Origin of the sequence: Massilia rubra, from assembly GCF_011682065.1 — a bacterium.
GTDB lineage: Bacteria > Pseudomonadota > Gammaproteobacteria > Burkholderiales > Burkholderiaceae_D > Telluria_A > Telluria_A rubra.
Genome location: NZ_VUYU01000016.1, coordinates 1 through 13,871 on the forward strand (window position 1 = coordinate 1; position 13,871 = coordinate 13,871).

12 protein-coding genes and 2 rRNA genes are annotated in these 13,871 nt (G+C 64.1%); 6 read left to right on the forward strand and 8 right to left on the reverse strand.

The window, feature by feature from the left end; translation table 11 throughout:
- Together F0185_RS21470 and rrf are read left to right on the forward strand one after the other, a co-directional pair.
- Positions 1-112, forward strand: a 23S ribosomal RNA gene (locus F0185_RS21470); the annotation flags it as partial.
- Between the two features lie 147 nt (positions 113-259).
- A 5S ribosomal RNA gene (gene rrf / locus F0185_RS21475) occupies positions 260-372 on the forward strand.
- Between the two features lie 1,057 nt (positions 373-1,429).
- On the opposite strand, the gene F0185_RS21480 is transcribed toward rrf, so the two are convergent.
- Positions 1,430-2,791 carry a sodium-dependent transporter gene (locus tag F0185_RS21480; protein ID WP_167227924.1) on the reverse strand — a complete coding sequence of 454 codons (1,362 nt, stop codon included), beginning with the start codon at positions 2,789-2,791 and terminating at the stop codon, positions 1,430-1,432.
- Between the two features lie 124 nt (positions 2,792-2,915).
- On the opposite strand from F0185_RS21480, the gene F0185_RS21485 reads away from it, so the two are divergent.
- From F0185_RS21485 to F0185_RS21500, 4 genes are all read left to right on the forward strand, one after another.
- The gene (locus F0185_RS21485; protein WP_166893328.1) at positions 2,916-3,605 is read left to right on the forward strand and encodes a response regulator transcription factor; all 690 of its coding nucleotides are present in this window, start codon (positions 2,916-2,918) and stop codon (positions 3,603-3,605) included.
- A complete protein-coding gene (locus F0185_RS21490; protein ID WP_167227926.1) occupies positions 3,592-4,845 on the forward strand; it encodes a sensor histidine kinase in 1,254 nt (417 codons plus the stop codon). The genes F0185_RS21485 and F0185_RS21490 overlap by 14 nt, the downstream gene beginning before the upstream one ends.
- 91 nt (positions 4,846-4,936) lie before the next feature.
- Positions 4,937-6,577, forward strand: a complete 1,641-nt coding sequence (locus F0185_RS21495) for a phosphoethanolamine transferase (protein WP_229477131.1) — start codon at positions 4,937-4,939, stop codon at positions 6,575-6,577.
- Positions 6,567-7,277, forward strand: a complete 711-nt coding sequence (locus F0185_RS21500; RefSeq protein WP_167227928.1) for a phosphatase PAP2 family protein — start codon at positions 6,567-6,569, stop codon at positions 7,275-7,277. Before F0185_RS21495 ends, F0185_RS21500 begins: the two co-directional genes overlap by 11 nt.
- A gap of 20 nt (positions 7,278-7,297) precedes the next feature.
- On the opposite strand, the gene F0185_RS21505 is transcribed toward F0185_RS21500, so the two are convergent.
- The 7 genes from F0185_RS21505 to F0185_RS21535 form a co-directional block, all read right to left on the reverse strand.
- A complete protein-coding gene (locus F0185_RS21505; RefSeq protein ID WP_167227929.1) occupies positions 7,298-8,152 on the reverse strand; it encodes an alpha/beta hydrolase in 855 nt (284 codons plus the stop codon).
- Complete coding sequence (locus tag F0185_RS21510) at positions 8,152-8,496, reverse strand: DUF1840 domain-containing protein (protein WP_167227931.1); 345 nt, start codon at positions 8,494-8,496, stop codon at positions 8,152-8,154. Before F0185_RS21510 ends, F0185_RS21505 begins: the two co-directional genes overlap by 1 nt.
- Before the next feature lie 99 nt (positions 8,497-8,595).
- Positions 8,596-10,149: a putative ABC transporter permease subunit gene (locus F0185_RS21515; RefSeq protein WP_167227933.1), complete on the reverse strand. Its 1,554-nt coding sequence runs from the start codon at positions 10,147-10,149 to the stop codon at positions 8,596-8,598.
- Positions 10,149-10,886 (reverse strand): ABC transporter ATP-binding protein, encoded by a 738-nt coding sequence (locus F0185_RS21520; protein ID WP_167227935.1) that lies wholly within the window; start codon positions 10,884-10,886, stop codon positions 10,149-10,151. The genes F0185_RS21515 and F0185_RS21520 overlap by 1 nt, the downstream gene beginning before the upstream one ends.
- Positions 10,883-12,139: an MFS transporter gene (locus tag F0185_RS21525; protein WP_167227937.1), complete on the reverse strand. Its 1,257-nt coding sequence runs from the start codon at positions 12,137-12,139 to the stop codon at positions 10,883-10,885. The genes F0185_RS21520 and F0185_RS21525 overlap by 4 nt, the downstream gene beginning before the upstream one ends.
- Before the next feature lie 4 nt (positions 12,140-12,143).
- Positions 12,144-12,689: a hypothetical protein gene (locus F0185_RS21530; protein WP_167227939.1), complete on the reverse strand. Its 546-nt coding sequence runs from the start codon at positions 12,687-12,689 to the stop codon at positions 12,144-12,146.
- A 66-nt stretch (positions 12,690-12,755) separates the two neighbouring features.
- Complete coding sequence (locus F0185_RS21535) at positions 12,756-13,619, reverse strand: class I SAM-dependent methyltransferase (RefSeq protein WP_167227941.1); 864 nt, start codon at positions 13,617-13,619, stop codon at positions 12,756-12,758.
- Positions 13,620-13,871: the final 252 nt, after the last annotated feature.

Genomic DNA, 13,871 nt, shown 5'->3' on the forward strand with positions numbered 1-13,871 from the left:
AGCCTTGAGCTCTTTAAAGGGTCGTTCGAGACCAGGACGTTGATAGGTCAGGTGTGGAAGTGCAGTAATGCATTAAGCTAACTGATACTAATTGCCCGTACGGCTTGTCCCTATAACCTTAGCAGGTACAGAGATAAGAAATGCGCGTTGTGTTTTGTGTTGATACGCAATCACTACCCAAGTAATACAATAAAACGATACTTCTTCCAGATTCAAGCCAGTGCTGCCCGGTCGGGAGCACCAAGCTGTACAAGTTATGCCTGATGACCATAGTAAATCGGTACCACCCCTTCCCATCCCGAACAGGACCGTGAAACGATTTTACGCCGATGATAGTGCTGCAACCAGTGTGAAAGTAGGTCATCGTCAGGCTAGTTATAAGAGAAGAACCCGTGTGAGCGAAAGCCATGCGGGTTTTTTTTCGTCCGCGTTTTGTATCAATCGACCGGTTCCTGAGTGGTGTCGTATCTTGACGGCGATTTAGGAGATGCAACATCGCGTGGTGGTGGAGCTGACGTGTCGATGCCCCGGCTTTTGCCTCATTTGCCGCCGGCAATATCGATAAACGAGCCGGTGAGGCCACCCGGCGCTCTCCATGATCCGCATGTTCATCCATAGCGCAAAGGCGCCGGCCCCGGCAAACAGCGCCGACATGAGCCAGCCGACCAACAGAAATGAACGGCTTTTGCCGTAGGTAGCGTTCGGTGACCCAGCGCGTGCGCGCCTCGTTCTTGGTCGCCGTGTGTCATCGCTCGCTTTCGCCGGCTTATTGTGGCGTAGGTCGAGTGGAGTGGAACAGGCGCGCAGCCACACACCATCCGACGTTTGCTGCTGGAAAGCCTTTATCGTAGCTGGTCATCAGCGCCCCCAGTGCGCATGCATCCGTTGCTGGGGCAGCTTGAGCTTGGCTGGTTTGTACTTGTTGTTGTGTCATCGTTCGCTCTCGTGGCCCATGGTTGATGGCCCGTGAAACGACCTGATGATAGATAGTAAAATGTGAGCGCCGATTTTACCAAGCCGGGAGGTTGCCCGGCCGCTCATTTTCCGCCGCACTATTGCAATTATGCGGCCGCCCATGGGAGGCGATTTTCTGGTCAATTGAGGCAACGCTGCTGATCAATGACGCAGTCAACATCAATATCCATCGTTACGGTAAAAACACGGACGCAGCAAGTTCAAAATCGGCGCCATCGCGACCGATGCAGGCTTCCGGCCAGAGTCGGCGCCAAAAAAATTCAATTCCCGCTTCGCGCGCGCTGTGCGACGACACCGTGAGTCCGCAGCCACGCGGCAGGCATGCCCGCAACTGGCCCTGCGCAACGTGAGCGCCTGTCTGGCCCGCTTGTTCGGCAGCGCCTATCGCGAGGGGCGGCTCATTCCAACTCGTGAAAGCGCATGACAAGCATGATGGCCACGCCTTTCGCGCCGCTTAAAATACCTTCAACCCTTTGAGCATCACCAGCAAAATCAGCAAGGGCGACACGTAGCGCAGCAAAAACAGCACCACGCGCGCGGTCGCCGCATTGGACAGACTGCCTTTGTTCGATATGGCATCGTTGAATCGATCCGCACCCCATACCCAGCCTGCAAACAGGGCAAGCAAAATGCCTCCCAGCGGCAGCAAGATATTCGAGGACACGAAATCGAAGAGGTCGAACAGATTCAGTCCAAACACCTTGACGCCGGACAGCACGTTATTCGTCAGCGCGCACGTGGAACCGAGCAGCATCAGGCAGGCAATCGTGATCAAGGTCGCCTTCGGACGGCTCATGCCAAGGCGCTCATGCAAAATCACCACCGGCACCTCCATCAGCGACAGCATCGCTCCGGTCGCCGCTACCGCCGCCAGCACAAAGAAAACGATCATCAGCAGGTGGCCACCCGGAATTTGCGAGAACACCGCGGGAATCGTCATGAAGACCAGCGCGGGACCCGCTGACGGTTCAAATCCGAATGTAAATACCGCCGGGAAGATGGCGATCCCCGCCAGCATGGAAACGCACAGATCGGCGGCCATGACCCTCAAGGCCGTTTGCGGGATATTCTGATCGTCGCGAAAATAGGAACCGTAGGTCATCATCGTTCCCATTCCCAGCGACAGCTTGAAAAACGCCAAGCCCATTGCCGTCAATACCACGCCAGCACTGATCTTGCTGAACTCCGGGCGCAGCAGGAAGGCCAGGCCGTCAGCGGCTTTCTCCAGCGACAGGCTGACCCCGCACAGCAAGAGCAGCAGCACGAACAGGACCGGCATTAATTTCTTGGCCAGTCCTTCAATGCCCTTGGTCACGCCAAGCAGCAAGATGCCGCCGATAAACGCCAGCACGAACCATTGCCACAACAGCGATTGAACCGGATCGCCGATCAGCGCCCCGAAGGCGCTTTCCGCCACGCGTCGCTCGCTGCTGAGAATGGAACCGTCGATGGCCTTGATGACATACGCAAACACCCACGCGACCACTTCGGAATAAAACGACAGGATCAGGAAAGCGGCGGCCATGCCCGCCACGCCAATCAGCCACCACGGCGCTTTACCCGGGTTTAAGCGCTGCAGCGCAGTGATCGGATTGGCCTTCGCCGCGCGCCCCATGGTGATTTCCGCGATCATGACCGGAATACCGACCACCAACGTGCAGAGCACATAGATCAGCAAAAAACCGGCACCGCCGTTGGCGCCCGTCAGATAAGGGAATTTCCAGATATTGCCAAGGCCAACGGCCGAGCCGAGCGTTGCCGCCAATACCCCGAAACTGGAACTAAAACCGCCGCGCTTGATGGAATCCTGAGTCATTGTTGCAATCTGCCACATCGAAAAAAGGCAGTGATTGTAGCAGTTGGCAACATACGCAGTCTCGCCCACGCCCGCCGCAGGCTGGTCGCGCCCCCCGGCAGCCGCAGTGCACTAGAATAGCCCCATGCGCATCCTCATCATCGAAGACAATCCCGACATCGTGGCCAACCTGTACGGTTTCCTGGAACCGAAGGGTTACATCCTCGACTCGGCCGCCAATGGCTATGCCGGCCTGGCGCTGGCCGCCCAGAACACCTATGACGTGGTGGTTCTCGACGTCATGCTGCCCGGCCTGACCGGCCTGGATATCTGCCAGAAACTCCGTGGCGAACTCAAAAGCAACATCCCGGTCCTGATGCTGACCGCGCGCGACACCTTGCAAGACAAGGTCGCCGGCTTCGACAGTGGCGCCGACGATTACCTGGTCAAGCCATTTTCCCTGGTCGAACTCGACATCCGCCTGAAGGCCTTGCTGCGCCGCGCCAACGGCGCCGTCGGTGGCGCCGCCATCCTGCGCGTCGGCGAGCTGAGCTTTAACACCGGCACCTACGAAGCGGCCCGCGCCGGCATCCCGCTGGCCCTGACCAAAACCGGCTACACCATCCTCAAACGCCTGATGCGCGAGGCGCCCAACGTGGTGCCGCGCCACGTGATCGAACAAGCCGTCTGGGGCGACGACCGCCCCGACAGCGATGCCTTGCGCACCCATATTCATGCCCTGCGCCAGGCCCTCGACAAACCGTTTCCTTTCCCCATGCTGCGCACCGTCCCCGGACTCGGTTTCAAACTGGTGAGCGCCGATGAAGCCGCCTGACTCCCTGCGCCGCCGCATCGCCGTCGCCTACCTGCTGTTCGCGCTCGGCTCCTCGCTCTTTTTAGCGGCCATCGCCATCGTCGCGGTCGAAGGCATCGAGGTCCACCTGGTCGATAATCGACTTGCCGAGGCCGCCGCCTGGGCCGCACCGCGCCATGCCGGCGGCTTGCCGGTCGCCATGCCCGCCGGCCTGAGTTTTCACCACGGCAACGCCATTCCCCCGCCGCTGCGCAACTTGCCGGAAGGCGTAGGCGAAGTCCATGTCGACGGCATCGGCTTGCACGTTCTTGCGGGCAAGGATGACGCCGGCAATTATGTGGTGGTCGACCACGAAAGCGATTACGAAAAGATCGAACTGGTCGTCTATTCGATGTTCGGCGTCGGTTTTATCGGGATCATGCTGTTTTCGCTGTTTTTGGGCGGCTTCATCGGGCGCCGCTTCGTGACCCCGATTACCACCCTGGCTGCCGCCGTGCGCGAAAGTTCCGCCGAATTGCCCCTGCTCGAACGCAGCGACGAACTCGGCGTGCTGGCGCGCGCTTTCGCCGCCCACACCAGCGAGCTGCGCACCTACCTCGAGCGCGAGCGCCTGTTCACCGGCGACGTCAGCCACGAATTGCGTACGCCGCTGACCGTGATCACGGGCGCGGCCGAAATCATCCTCGCCCAGCCGGATGCCAATCCGGCCACCGCCGCCGCGGCCGAGCGTATTCTGCGCGCCGCCAACGAGGCGTCCGCCTGCGTCAACGTGCTGCTGACCCTGGCGCGTTCGCGCGACCGCATCGCCCATCCCGTCACCAGCGTCGACCAGATCGCCCGCGCCGAAACCGAGCGCGCCCAGTCGCTGGTTGCCGGCACGCCGGTCGCGCTGCGCTTCCTCGGCGGTCCCGCCTTCGCCATCGCTGCGCCGCCCGAATTGCTGGTGGCGGCTGTCGGCAACCTGATCCGCAATGCCTGCCAGTACACCGCGCAGGGGGAGGTCGCGGTCCGGCTTGGCGCCGAATCGGTGCTGGTCGAAGATACCGGCCCCGGCCTGCCATTGGCCGTGCGCGCCATCTTCGACCCGGCCCAGGGCGCCGCGCCGGCGGCGCTGGCGAAAGGTTCCGCAGGCGCGGGCCTCGGCCTGGCCCTGGTGCGCCGCATCTGCGAGTACCTCGGCGCCACCCTCGTGTACAGCGAACGCGTGGGCGGCGGCAGCATTCTCGAAATCCGCTTCAATCCTGCTTTAACGAAATCTTAACGCCCGGTTGACGCCGGCTTGATGTTCAAAACGGTATCTTCGCCAGCATGTGCCGCCTTGCCAGGTGGCATCGCTGACCCTGGAGATTCCGTTGACATTGAACACCGCACCGCGCATCCACGCTTCCCTGCTCATCCTGGGCGCCTCGGTATTCCTGCTCACCGCGTGCAACGGCACCTTCTGGCGCACGTTTTTCAGCGCTACCGGCGGCCTCGGGCTGTCGCACCTGCCGCTGCACCTGGGCAGTTTCGCCTTGCTGGTGCTCTTGTTCAATGCCTGCCTGAACCTCATCAATTTTCGCTTCATCGTCAAGCCCTTGCTGGTCGTTTTGTTCATGGCGACCTCGGCCACGTACTACTTCATGAACGAGTACGGCACCGCGATCGACAAGTCGATGATCCAGAACTTGCTCGAAACCGATGTCCACGAAGCCCTCGAATTGCTGAACTGGAAGCTGCTGCTGACCATCACCGTGCTGGGTATCCTGCCCTCGCTGCTGGTATGGCGCACGCAGATCCTGTTTTGCGCGGGCAAGCGTGGCCTGGTGCTGCAGGCTGCCAACATCGGCGGCTCCTTGCTGGTGGCGGCGATATTGTTGTTCTTGTTCTTCAAAAGCCTGGCGCCCGCGCTGCGCGAGCACCGCGAACTACGCTATTTGCTGGCGCCGACGAATTACATCCAGGCCATCAACGGCTACGTCAAGCAGCGCCGCGCCCAGGCGCTGGTGGTCGCGCCGCTGGGCATGGACGCGACCAGGCGCGCCAGCGCCGGCGGCAACAGCGCTCGCTCGGTCACCCTGATCGTGGTTGGCGAGACCGCGCGCGCCGCCAATTTTTCGCTCAACGGCTACGCCCGTCTCACCAATCCGGAACTGTCGAAACAAGCTGATTTGCTCAACTTCACCGATGTGCAATCGTGCGGCACGGCCACGGCGGTGTCGGTACCCTGCGTATTTTCCGCCTTGGGCCGCGAAAACTATTCCGATGATAAGGCCTATGCGCAGCAGGGCTTGCTCGACGTGCTGTCGCATGCCGGTTTCGGCGTGCTGTGGCGCGACAATAATTCTGGCTGTAAAGGGACCTGCGACCGGGTCGAGGTCGAAGACCTGTCGCAGGCCGATCCCGGCAACAAATGGTGTGTCGACGACGAATGCTACGACGAACGCCTGCTCGACGGCTTGCCCGAGCTGATCCGCAAGGCGCGCAAGGACCTGGTCATCGTCCTGCACCAGAAAGGCAGCCACGGCCCCGCGTACTGGAAACGCGCGCCCGCCGCCTTCCAGCGCTTCGGCCCGGTATGCCGGACCAACCAGCTCGAATCGTGCTCGCGCGAATCGATCGTGGCCGCCTACGACAACTCGATCCTGTACACCGACCACTTCCTCAACCAGGCCATCGAATTGCTCAAGGCCAGCGGCGAGAAGGAACTGGTCAATACCGCCTTGCTGTATTTTTCCGACCATGGCGAATCGCTCGGCGAACACAATATGTATCTGCACGGAGCGCCGTATGTGATTTCCCCGGCCGAGCAGCGCGAAGTGCCATTCATGCTGTGGCTGTCGGAGGGCTTCCGTTCGCGCTTCCATATCGACCAGCGCTGCCTGGCGGCGCGCACCGGACAATCGTTCTCGCACGACAATGTATTCCATTCGGTGCTGGGCATGCACCGCATCAGCACGGCGGTCTACAATCCGGGCCTCGACATCTTCGGGCCGTGCACGCATGAGTCGTAAGCGACTGGTCCTGGCGCTGGCGGGCAGCGCACTGGCGATCGCATGGATCAACGCCTTCACCGACCTCGACCTGATGCTGGCGCAAGCCATGTTCGATCCGGCCAGCGGCACTTTTCCCTGGCGCCATGCGTGGTTTGCCGAAACGGTCAGCCATGTCTGGGCCAAGGCCGTATTGCTGACCTTGGCGGGCGGCATGGTGCTGACCGCCTTGTTCGACCTGCTCTGGCCACGCGCGGCCTGGACCATGCCTTTCCGCCTGCGCCTGCGCGTGGTGGCGCTGTCGGCGCTGCTGGCGCCATCCTGGATCAGCGCGCTGAAATATATGAGCGCCTCGCATTGCCCGTGGGACCTGGCGCTGTTCGGCGGCGACGAAACCTATGTGCGCCTGTTCCAGTCGGCCTTGCCGTACGCCTCGCTTGGCCATTGCATGCCGGCCGGCCACGCGTCGAGCGCGCTATGGCTGGTGTCCCTGGCGGTGTTCTGGCTGCCGCACCGGCCGCGCACGGCCCTGCGCGTGGGCGCGGCCATGCTCGGGCTCGGTTTTGCGCTGGGCTGGGTGCAGCAACTGCGCGGCGCCCACTTTCTCACCCACACGCTCTGGTCGATGTGGTGGACCTGCCTGATCGTCAGCCTGTTGTACCTGCTACTGACCGAGCGCAAGTGTTTGCTCAGCCGAAATGCAAATATTCAGCTTTCTTGAATCCATACCGACGAAGCCGGCTAGTTGTTCTGCAAGGCGTCTTGCGCGACGAGCCAGGCGCGCAGGTCCGCCAGCGGGCGGGCCGCGTCGAGCTCGTTGAAAATTTCGTGATACATGCCCTCGTACACATGCAGCTGCGCCAGGCCGGGCGGCAAGTGCGCGGCGAAACGGCGTACGCCGTCCGGGTCGACCAGCCGGTCGTCGCCGGCCGCGAGCAACAGCGCCGGCACGGTCAACTTGGCGGCGTGCGCATGGCAATAATCGATCGAACGCAGCATCGAGCGCATCAGGCGCGCGCTGATCCGCCCATGCACCAGCGGATCGGATTGATAGGCCGCCACGACACCCGCATCGTGCGACAGCCAGCGCGGCGGCAAGCCGTTCGGCACAGCCAGCGACGGCGCCAGCGCGTGCAAGGCCTTCAGCAGCAGTAGTTGCAGGCGCGACAGGCGCAGCGCCAGGGCGGGAGAGGACAGGATCAGGCCGCGCAAGGGCGACACGCCAGACAGGGCGAAGCGCGCCGCGAACAAGCCGCCCATGCTGTGGCCGAACAAAAAGGGAGGCAGGCGAAAGCGCGCGGCAAAGTCGTCGATGACGATTTCGGCATCTTGCAGCAGCGGATCGCCGTTGATGACGTCGCCGCGTTTGCCTTGCGAGCGGCCATGGCCGCGGTGGTCGTAACAGCGCACCGACAGGCCGCAATCGTTGAAGAACGCGGCCAGGTGGCGATAGCGTCCGCTATGCTCGCCGAGGCCATGCATGATCACGACGCTGGCGCGCAGCGGCGCCGCCGGCAGCAGGTAGTCGCTGACATGCAGCAAGGTGCCGTCGGCGGCAACGAGCTGGTGGCTGTGTTGCGCCACCAGCGCGGACATCAGACGCCCCAGACCACGTCGTGACCGCCGGCCTTGGCTGCGCGCAGCATTTCCACCAGAGGATAAGCGCGGGTCGAAAAACTGACCGCCTGGATTTCTTCGTGGTTGGCGTCGTCGCCGTCTTCGTTGTGATGCGCATGGACATCGCGCTCGACATCTTCGGACACGGCATGCTGGCGGCTCTCGGCGATTTCTTGCTCGAGAACTTGCAAGGCATGCGGCGCTTCGGCTGCCGTGATGACACCCTGGTCGGCATTTTTATGGAGCAGGTCGAGGATGCGTTTTGCGTGTTCCTTGTACATCAAAACTTCTGATGCTGCTTTGGAGGTAAAGGTAATTAACATAGGAACTTTCTAATTATGCGTACATAGTGAAACGATAACACGAACCGGCGATTTTGGTCGTGACGATACGCGCCTTGCGCGTCACGCCTGTGCGCCGGCTCAACCGGGTTTCACCCGGAAAAACCATGCCGTTGCCGCGAAGGCCATCAGCAGCAGCGTGCTCATGACGGCCCCGACCACGACCGGCGCGTTCCAGCCGTGCGCCTGGCCGTACAGCAAGATGAAACTCAGGCCTGCCCAGCCGGCGCCGGTCAGCAGTTCGAAGATGGTGCGGGCCAGGTTCGACTTGCCGCGCCGCTTGGAGTCGCCGCGCGCGGCCGGCGGGCTGCACCATGCCACCACCAGCGCGCTGTTGCATGCGCACATGGTGCAGGCAAGCAGCATGATGGCCGCCGCGGCTGGCTGGCGCATGCCCAGCCAGCATAGCGGCAGCAGCGCCACCGCCAGCGGCGGGATCGCCACCGCGGCTAGCTTGGCGCGCCGGATCGCGCCCTGGCTGCACGGGGCGCCGCGCAGCAGGTCGGGGGCGTCTTCGGCGGCGATCACGATCCAGGCCAGCGAGGAACTGAGCGTGCCGCATAAAAACACCAGCGCCGCCGCCACCGTCGGTAGCGAGACCGCGCGCCCGAACAGCAGCGGCATGAGCAAAGGCAGCATGTACATCAGTTGCAATCCCACCTGCGCGATCAGTTGCGGGTCGCGCCAGATCAGGCGCCATTCCTTGACGATGACGGTGCGCGCGAGACCGCGCCCGAAGCGCAGGCGCACGCCCCCCGCCGGCGCCCTGGCCACCCGCGCTGCGCCCGCGGCCTGCTGCACGCCGCGCACAAAAAAGCGATGCGTCAGGCGCGCTGTCAGCAGGAACACCGCGCCGCCCGTGGCGAGCATCAGCAAGGCCGGCAGCGGCATGCCCAGCGCCGCCCTGGCGGGCAGCCAGGCGACGCTGTCGACGCCGAGCGTGGCGCCCTCGTCGAACAGCGAGGCCAGGCGCGTGACGATGCGCTGCACGTCCGGCCCGAACGCACTGTTAAATGCCTGCGTCAGCAAAAACACCGCGGCCCCCGACAGTGCGCCGAGCAGTTGCGCCGTCACGCGCGTGCGCCGCACGCCAAGCCAGCGCACCAGCCCCAGGGTGAGCAGCATCGCGATCGATGACGAGGTGAGCGTCATGCCGATGATGGCCGGGTAGATTCCCAGCCAGCGGAACTGCCCGAGCACGATGCCGGCATGCGCGAACGGCGCCAGGAAAAACAGGTACAGCGTGCAACTGCTGGCCGCGATCGCCGCCAGGCGCACGCTGAACACGCTGGTTGACGGGATGGGCGACGACAGCAGCAGGTCGAGGTCGCGCCGCTCGAACAGCGCCGTCACGCTGGCATTGAGGCCGGTCGAGAGCATGAGCGTGAAAATACCGGCCATCAGTGCGCCGACCATCTTCAGCAGCGCGTGCGCCGGCGGCCCGGCCGGGATCGTGGCGTGGCTCAGCGCCATGAACGCGAAGCCGTGCATCAGCGTGGCGAGGATCAGCCACACCGCGAGCGTCTTCTTGCCGATGCCCATGCTGGCCGCATCCTTGCGCATGCCCAGCATGTCGAACATGGCCAGACGCAGCTCGTGCCGCAGCAGCCACAGGGCGCTGCCGGGACGCGCCATCAGCGTTTCCCTGTCAACTGCAGGAACACGTCTTCCAGGGTGCCGCCCTCGGTCTGCGCACGCAGCTCGTCGAGCGTGCCCTCGGCGATCAGGTGCCCGTGCTCGATGATGCCGATACGCTGCGCCAGCCGTTCGGCCACTTCCAGGATGTGGGTGGTGAGGATGACGGTGCCGCCGCCGTCCACGTGCGCCAGCAGCAGGTCCTTGACCTGGCGCGCGGCGGCCGCATCGAGCCCGGTGAGCGGTTCGTCCAGGATGAGCAGGCGCGGTTCGTGGATCAGCGCCCCGGCCAGCGCAAGCTTTTGCTTCATCCCGCGCGAAAAGCCCTCGGTCAGTTCGTGCGCGTGCGCGGCGAGGTCGAGCCAGTCGAGCAGGCGGCGCGCGCGCGGCTCGGCTTCGTCGGCGTCGATGCCCCACAGGCCGGCCACGAATTCCAGGTATTCGGTGGGTTTCAGTTTGGCGTACAGCATCGGGTCGTCCGGCAGGTAGGCCATGTTGCGCTTGGCCGCCGCCGGGTCGCGCGCGAGGTCCACCCCGAGCACCTCGATGCGGCCGGCGTCGGGCGCCAGCAGGCCGGCCACCATGCGCAAGGTGGTGGTCTTGCCGGCGCCGTTGGGGCCGAGCAGCGCATACAGCTCGCCGCACCGCACCGTCAGGTCCAGCTGGTCGACGGCCGGGCGGCCGAAGTGCTTGCTCAGTGCCGTCAGCTTCAGGGCGGCGCCGCTGTCGTGGTTCATGGTCGTGCGTTTCCGGGTTGTGCGCGGCTGAAGGTGAAGAAGGCCAGCGCGCCGGCCTGCAGCAGCACGGCGATGGCGAGGGTGGCGCGGAAGGCGTCGGGCGCCGGGGCGCCGTGCGCCTTGAACAGGTCGACCGCCACCCCGAAGCCCCACTGGGTGGCAAAGGCGCCGATGAACAGTTGCAGGTTGTAGGCCGAGTTGGCGCGCCCTGCCAGCGCGGCCGGGAAGGCCAGCGCGACGTGCGACTGCACCAGGGTGGTGACCGGCACGCAGGCCGCCAGCAGCAGCCAAAGCAGCCAGGCCAGCGGCGCACTGGTGGCCAGCATGGCCGCCTGCGCGGCCACCATGCCGCCAATCCCGACGCCGATGATGCGGTGCGTGTTCCAGCCGCGCGCCACCAGCCGCGGCGCGGCCCAGCCAAGCGCCAGGTAGGACAGCAGCAGCACGGCATTGAATGCGAACAGGATGGAGCCGGTCTGCTGCGCGCTTTTTCCCAGCACGGTCGTCATCCACGGTCCGGCCCACAGGGTTTGCAGCGCGAAGAAAATGCCGTGATTGAGCAGGCCCGGCACGCCCATGCGCCAGAAATAGGCGCTGCCGAAAATGCGCCGGTAGCCGCCATCGGCAAGCGCCACGCCACCCTTGGCCGCGCCGCTGTCGAACTGGCGTTCGACCTCGCGCAGTGAAAAGAAGATCGCGCCGGCGACCGCCAGCAGCAGGGCCGCGACCACCCAGAAAATGCCGCGCCAGCCGATCGCCGGCAGCGCCATGGTCACCGGCACGGTGGCGGTGAGCGCGCCCGAGGTGCCGGCCACCAGCATCCAGCTGGCCAGCTGGCTCTGGCGTTCGAGCGGAAACCACTGGCGGTAGGCCTTGAAGGCGGCCATCAGGCAGGCCGACACGCCGATCCCGATCAGGGCGCGCCCGAGCCACAGGCCGGCCAGCGAACTGCTGCTCGCAAACACGGCCGCGCCCAGGGCGGCGCACAGCAGCAGGGTCGATTCGGTGCGGCGCGCGCCGTATTTGTCGAGCCACACGCCGAGCGGCAGCTGCATGGCGCCGAAGGCGACGAAATAGGCCGACGAGAGCAGTCCCAGGTCGGCGTTCGACAAGCCCATCTCGGCCACCAGCGCCGGCGCGATGACGGCGTTGACCGCCCGCAGCGCGTACGAAAGCAGGTAGCCCAGCGCAAAGCACAGGAACACGCGCGCCGCGCGCGCACCGCCCAGGGTCGCCGTCACGTGCCCGGTCACGTTCTTATTGCAGCTTGAACGAGGACATGAACATCTCGACCTGTTCCTGCGAGATGTCCTTTTCCTTGCCCATCACGATGACCTGGTAAAAGCGCTTGTTGCGCGACTCGAAATGGCCGACCAGGCGCATCGGCACGCCTTTCTGCACGCCGCTCGCGTCGATGTCGATGGCGCTCGAACGCGCCGTGGCGCTGCCGGCGGCGGCCGAGGCCCTGCCCTGCTTTTCGCTGTTGATGGTGGCGCCGATATTGCGCACCAGCGCCGTCTTCATGGCCGCCACGGCCGCTTCGGCCTTGTCGGCGTCGGGCGCTTCGCCGCTGCCGACGGCGAACATGGTGCCGTTGACCTGGGCCGCGGTCATGGTCATCTTGACCGTCATGCCGTTCAGGTCGACGTCGCGCGCGTGGGTGGCCGGTTTGTCGGGGAACATCACGCGGAAGGGCGCATCCTGGCTGCTGTAATCGCGCCAGTTGAATTGAGGGCTGCACGCGGCCAGGGCCACGCCGGCCAGCAGGGAGAGGATGAGGGGTTTGAAAGAAGGGATTCGCATTCGCCAATGTTAGCAGGAATGCGCAGCCTCTTGATCGCGATGATGGCCCTGTGCGATGGCGCTGGGTTATTGCGCCTTGCTGGTGCGCAGCAAGGCGTACATATTGTCGCTGAACGGGGTGGTGTCGAGTGCGCTCATGCGCACCACGTCCAGCCCGGCGCGCGCGGCGATCGCGCGCAGCGTCTTGGGCGTGAAGTAATTGACGTGGTCGGGCCAGCGAAAGCCGCTCCAGCGCGGGCCGCGGATCATCCGGTTGTAGCAGGCGAAGTTGGGCACCTTGACGATGATGGTGCCGTCCGCCTTGAGGCGCTTGCGGCAGTTTTCCAGCACTTCGAGCGGACTGGCTTCGTGTTCGAGGTAGGAGGCCATGACGATGATGTCGAAATAATCTTCCTCGAAACGCAGCACGCCATCCTGGGCCGAGGCGTGCACGCAGCGTCCGCCCAGCGGGCGCAGCTTGTCGTCCGACAGGGTCGAGAGCGCGCGCGAAATTTCCACCCCGTGCGGCGCGACCCGGCCGCGCAGGGCAGGCGGCAGCGAGGTCATCAGGGTTTGCAGCAGCTCGCCCCAGCCGCAGCCGACGTCGAGCACGTTGATGCGCGCCGACGGCGAGGCGGCGATCAACTGGTTCAGGATGCCCAGCACCTTGTTGCGCTTCAAGACCCTGGCGCGGAAGTGCTTGAGCATGGTGCTGAAGGCGTAACGGATCGGCTCGGCCTGCTTGCGTGCGGCCGATTCCTTGCTGAATGTCACTTCGTAGGCGTAGGTTTCACTGAGTTCTTCGTAGGCGGGCGGATTGGCCAGGAAGATGATGTCGGTCTCGGCGCATTGCTTGAGCACCCAGGGCGCGGGAGCATAGTCGAGGTCGTGTTCGCGGCCCTGCACGGCCAGTAAAGGAGAAATGCGCAACGGTGTGGCTTGAACCGACATGGGTCCCCCGACAATGTTTGCTGGCCGCTGGCGGATGCTTGGCGGGCACGGAGGCTGCGCCAGGTGCGGCGCTGATGCCCGATGCGCATACTAACATCAAGAAATATTCCGAGGGTGCAATTTTGCAAAGAGGTTTAACAACAGCTTGCACGCGAGGCGCGATGGCGCTGCGACCTGCCTGTCCGCTGGGCTGGAACGGTCGAGCCGGCGCCGCAATTGCTTGTTTGGGTGGACAAGCTTCTACCTTCACTG

Bases quoted from the DNA above. Each gene is read 5' to 3' on its own strand.
- F0185_RS21480 (WP_167227924.1), bottom strand. From the start codon at position 2,791: ATGACTCAGGATTCCATCAAGCGCGGCGGTTTTAGTTCCAGTTTCGGG.
- F0185_RS21485 (WP_166893328.1), top strand. From the start codon at position 2,916: ATGCGCATCCTCATCATCGAAGACAATCCCGACATCGTGGCCAACCTG.
- F0185_RS21490 (WP_167227926.1), top strand. From the start codon at position 3,592: ATGAAGCCGCCTGACTCCCTGCGCCGCCGCATCGCCGTCGCCTACCTG.
- F0185_RS21500 (WP_167227928.1), top strand. From the start codon at position 6,567: ATGAGTCGTAAGCGACTGGTCCTGGCGCTGGCGGGCAGCGCACTGGCG.
- F0185_RS21505 (WP_167227929.1), bottom strand. From the start codon at position 8,152: ATGTCCGCGCTGGTGGCGCAACACAGCCACCAGCTCGTTGCCGCCGAC.
- F0185_RS21510 (WP_167227931.1), bottom strand. From the start codon at position 8,496: ATGTTAATTACCTTTACCTCCAAAGCAGCATCAGAAGTTTTGATGTAC.
- F0185_RS21515 (WP_167227933.1), bottom strand. From the start codon at position 10,149: ATGGCGCGTCCCGGCAGCGCCCTGTGGCTGCTGCGGCACGAGCTGCGT.
- F0185_RS21520 (WP_167227935.1), bottom strand. From the start codon at position 10,886: ATGAACCACGACAGCGGCGCCGCCCTGAAGCTGACGGCACTGAGCAAG.
- F0185_RS21530 (WP_167227939.1), bottom strand. From the start codon at position 12,689: ATGCGAATCCCTTCTTTCAAACCCCTCATCCTCTCCCTGCTGGCCGGC.
- F0185_RS21535 (WP_167227941.1), bottom strand. From the start codon at position 13,619: ATGTCGGTTCAAGCCACACCGTTGCGCATTTCTCCTTTACTGGCCGTG.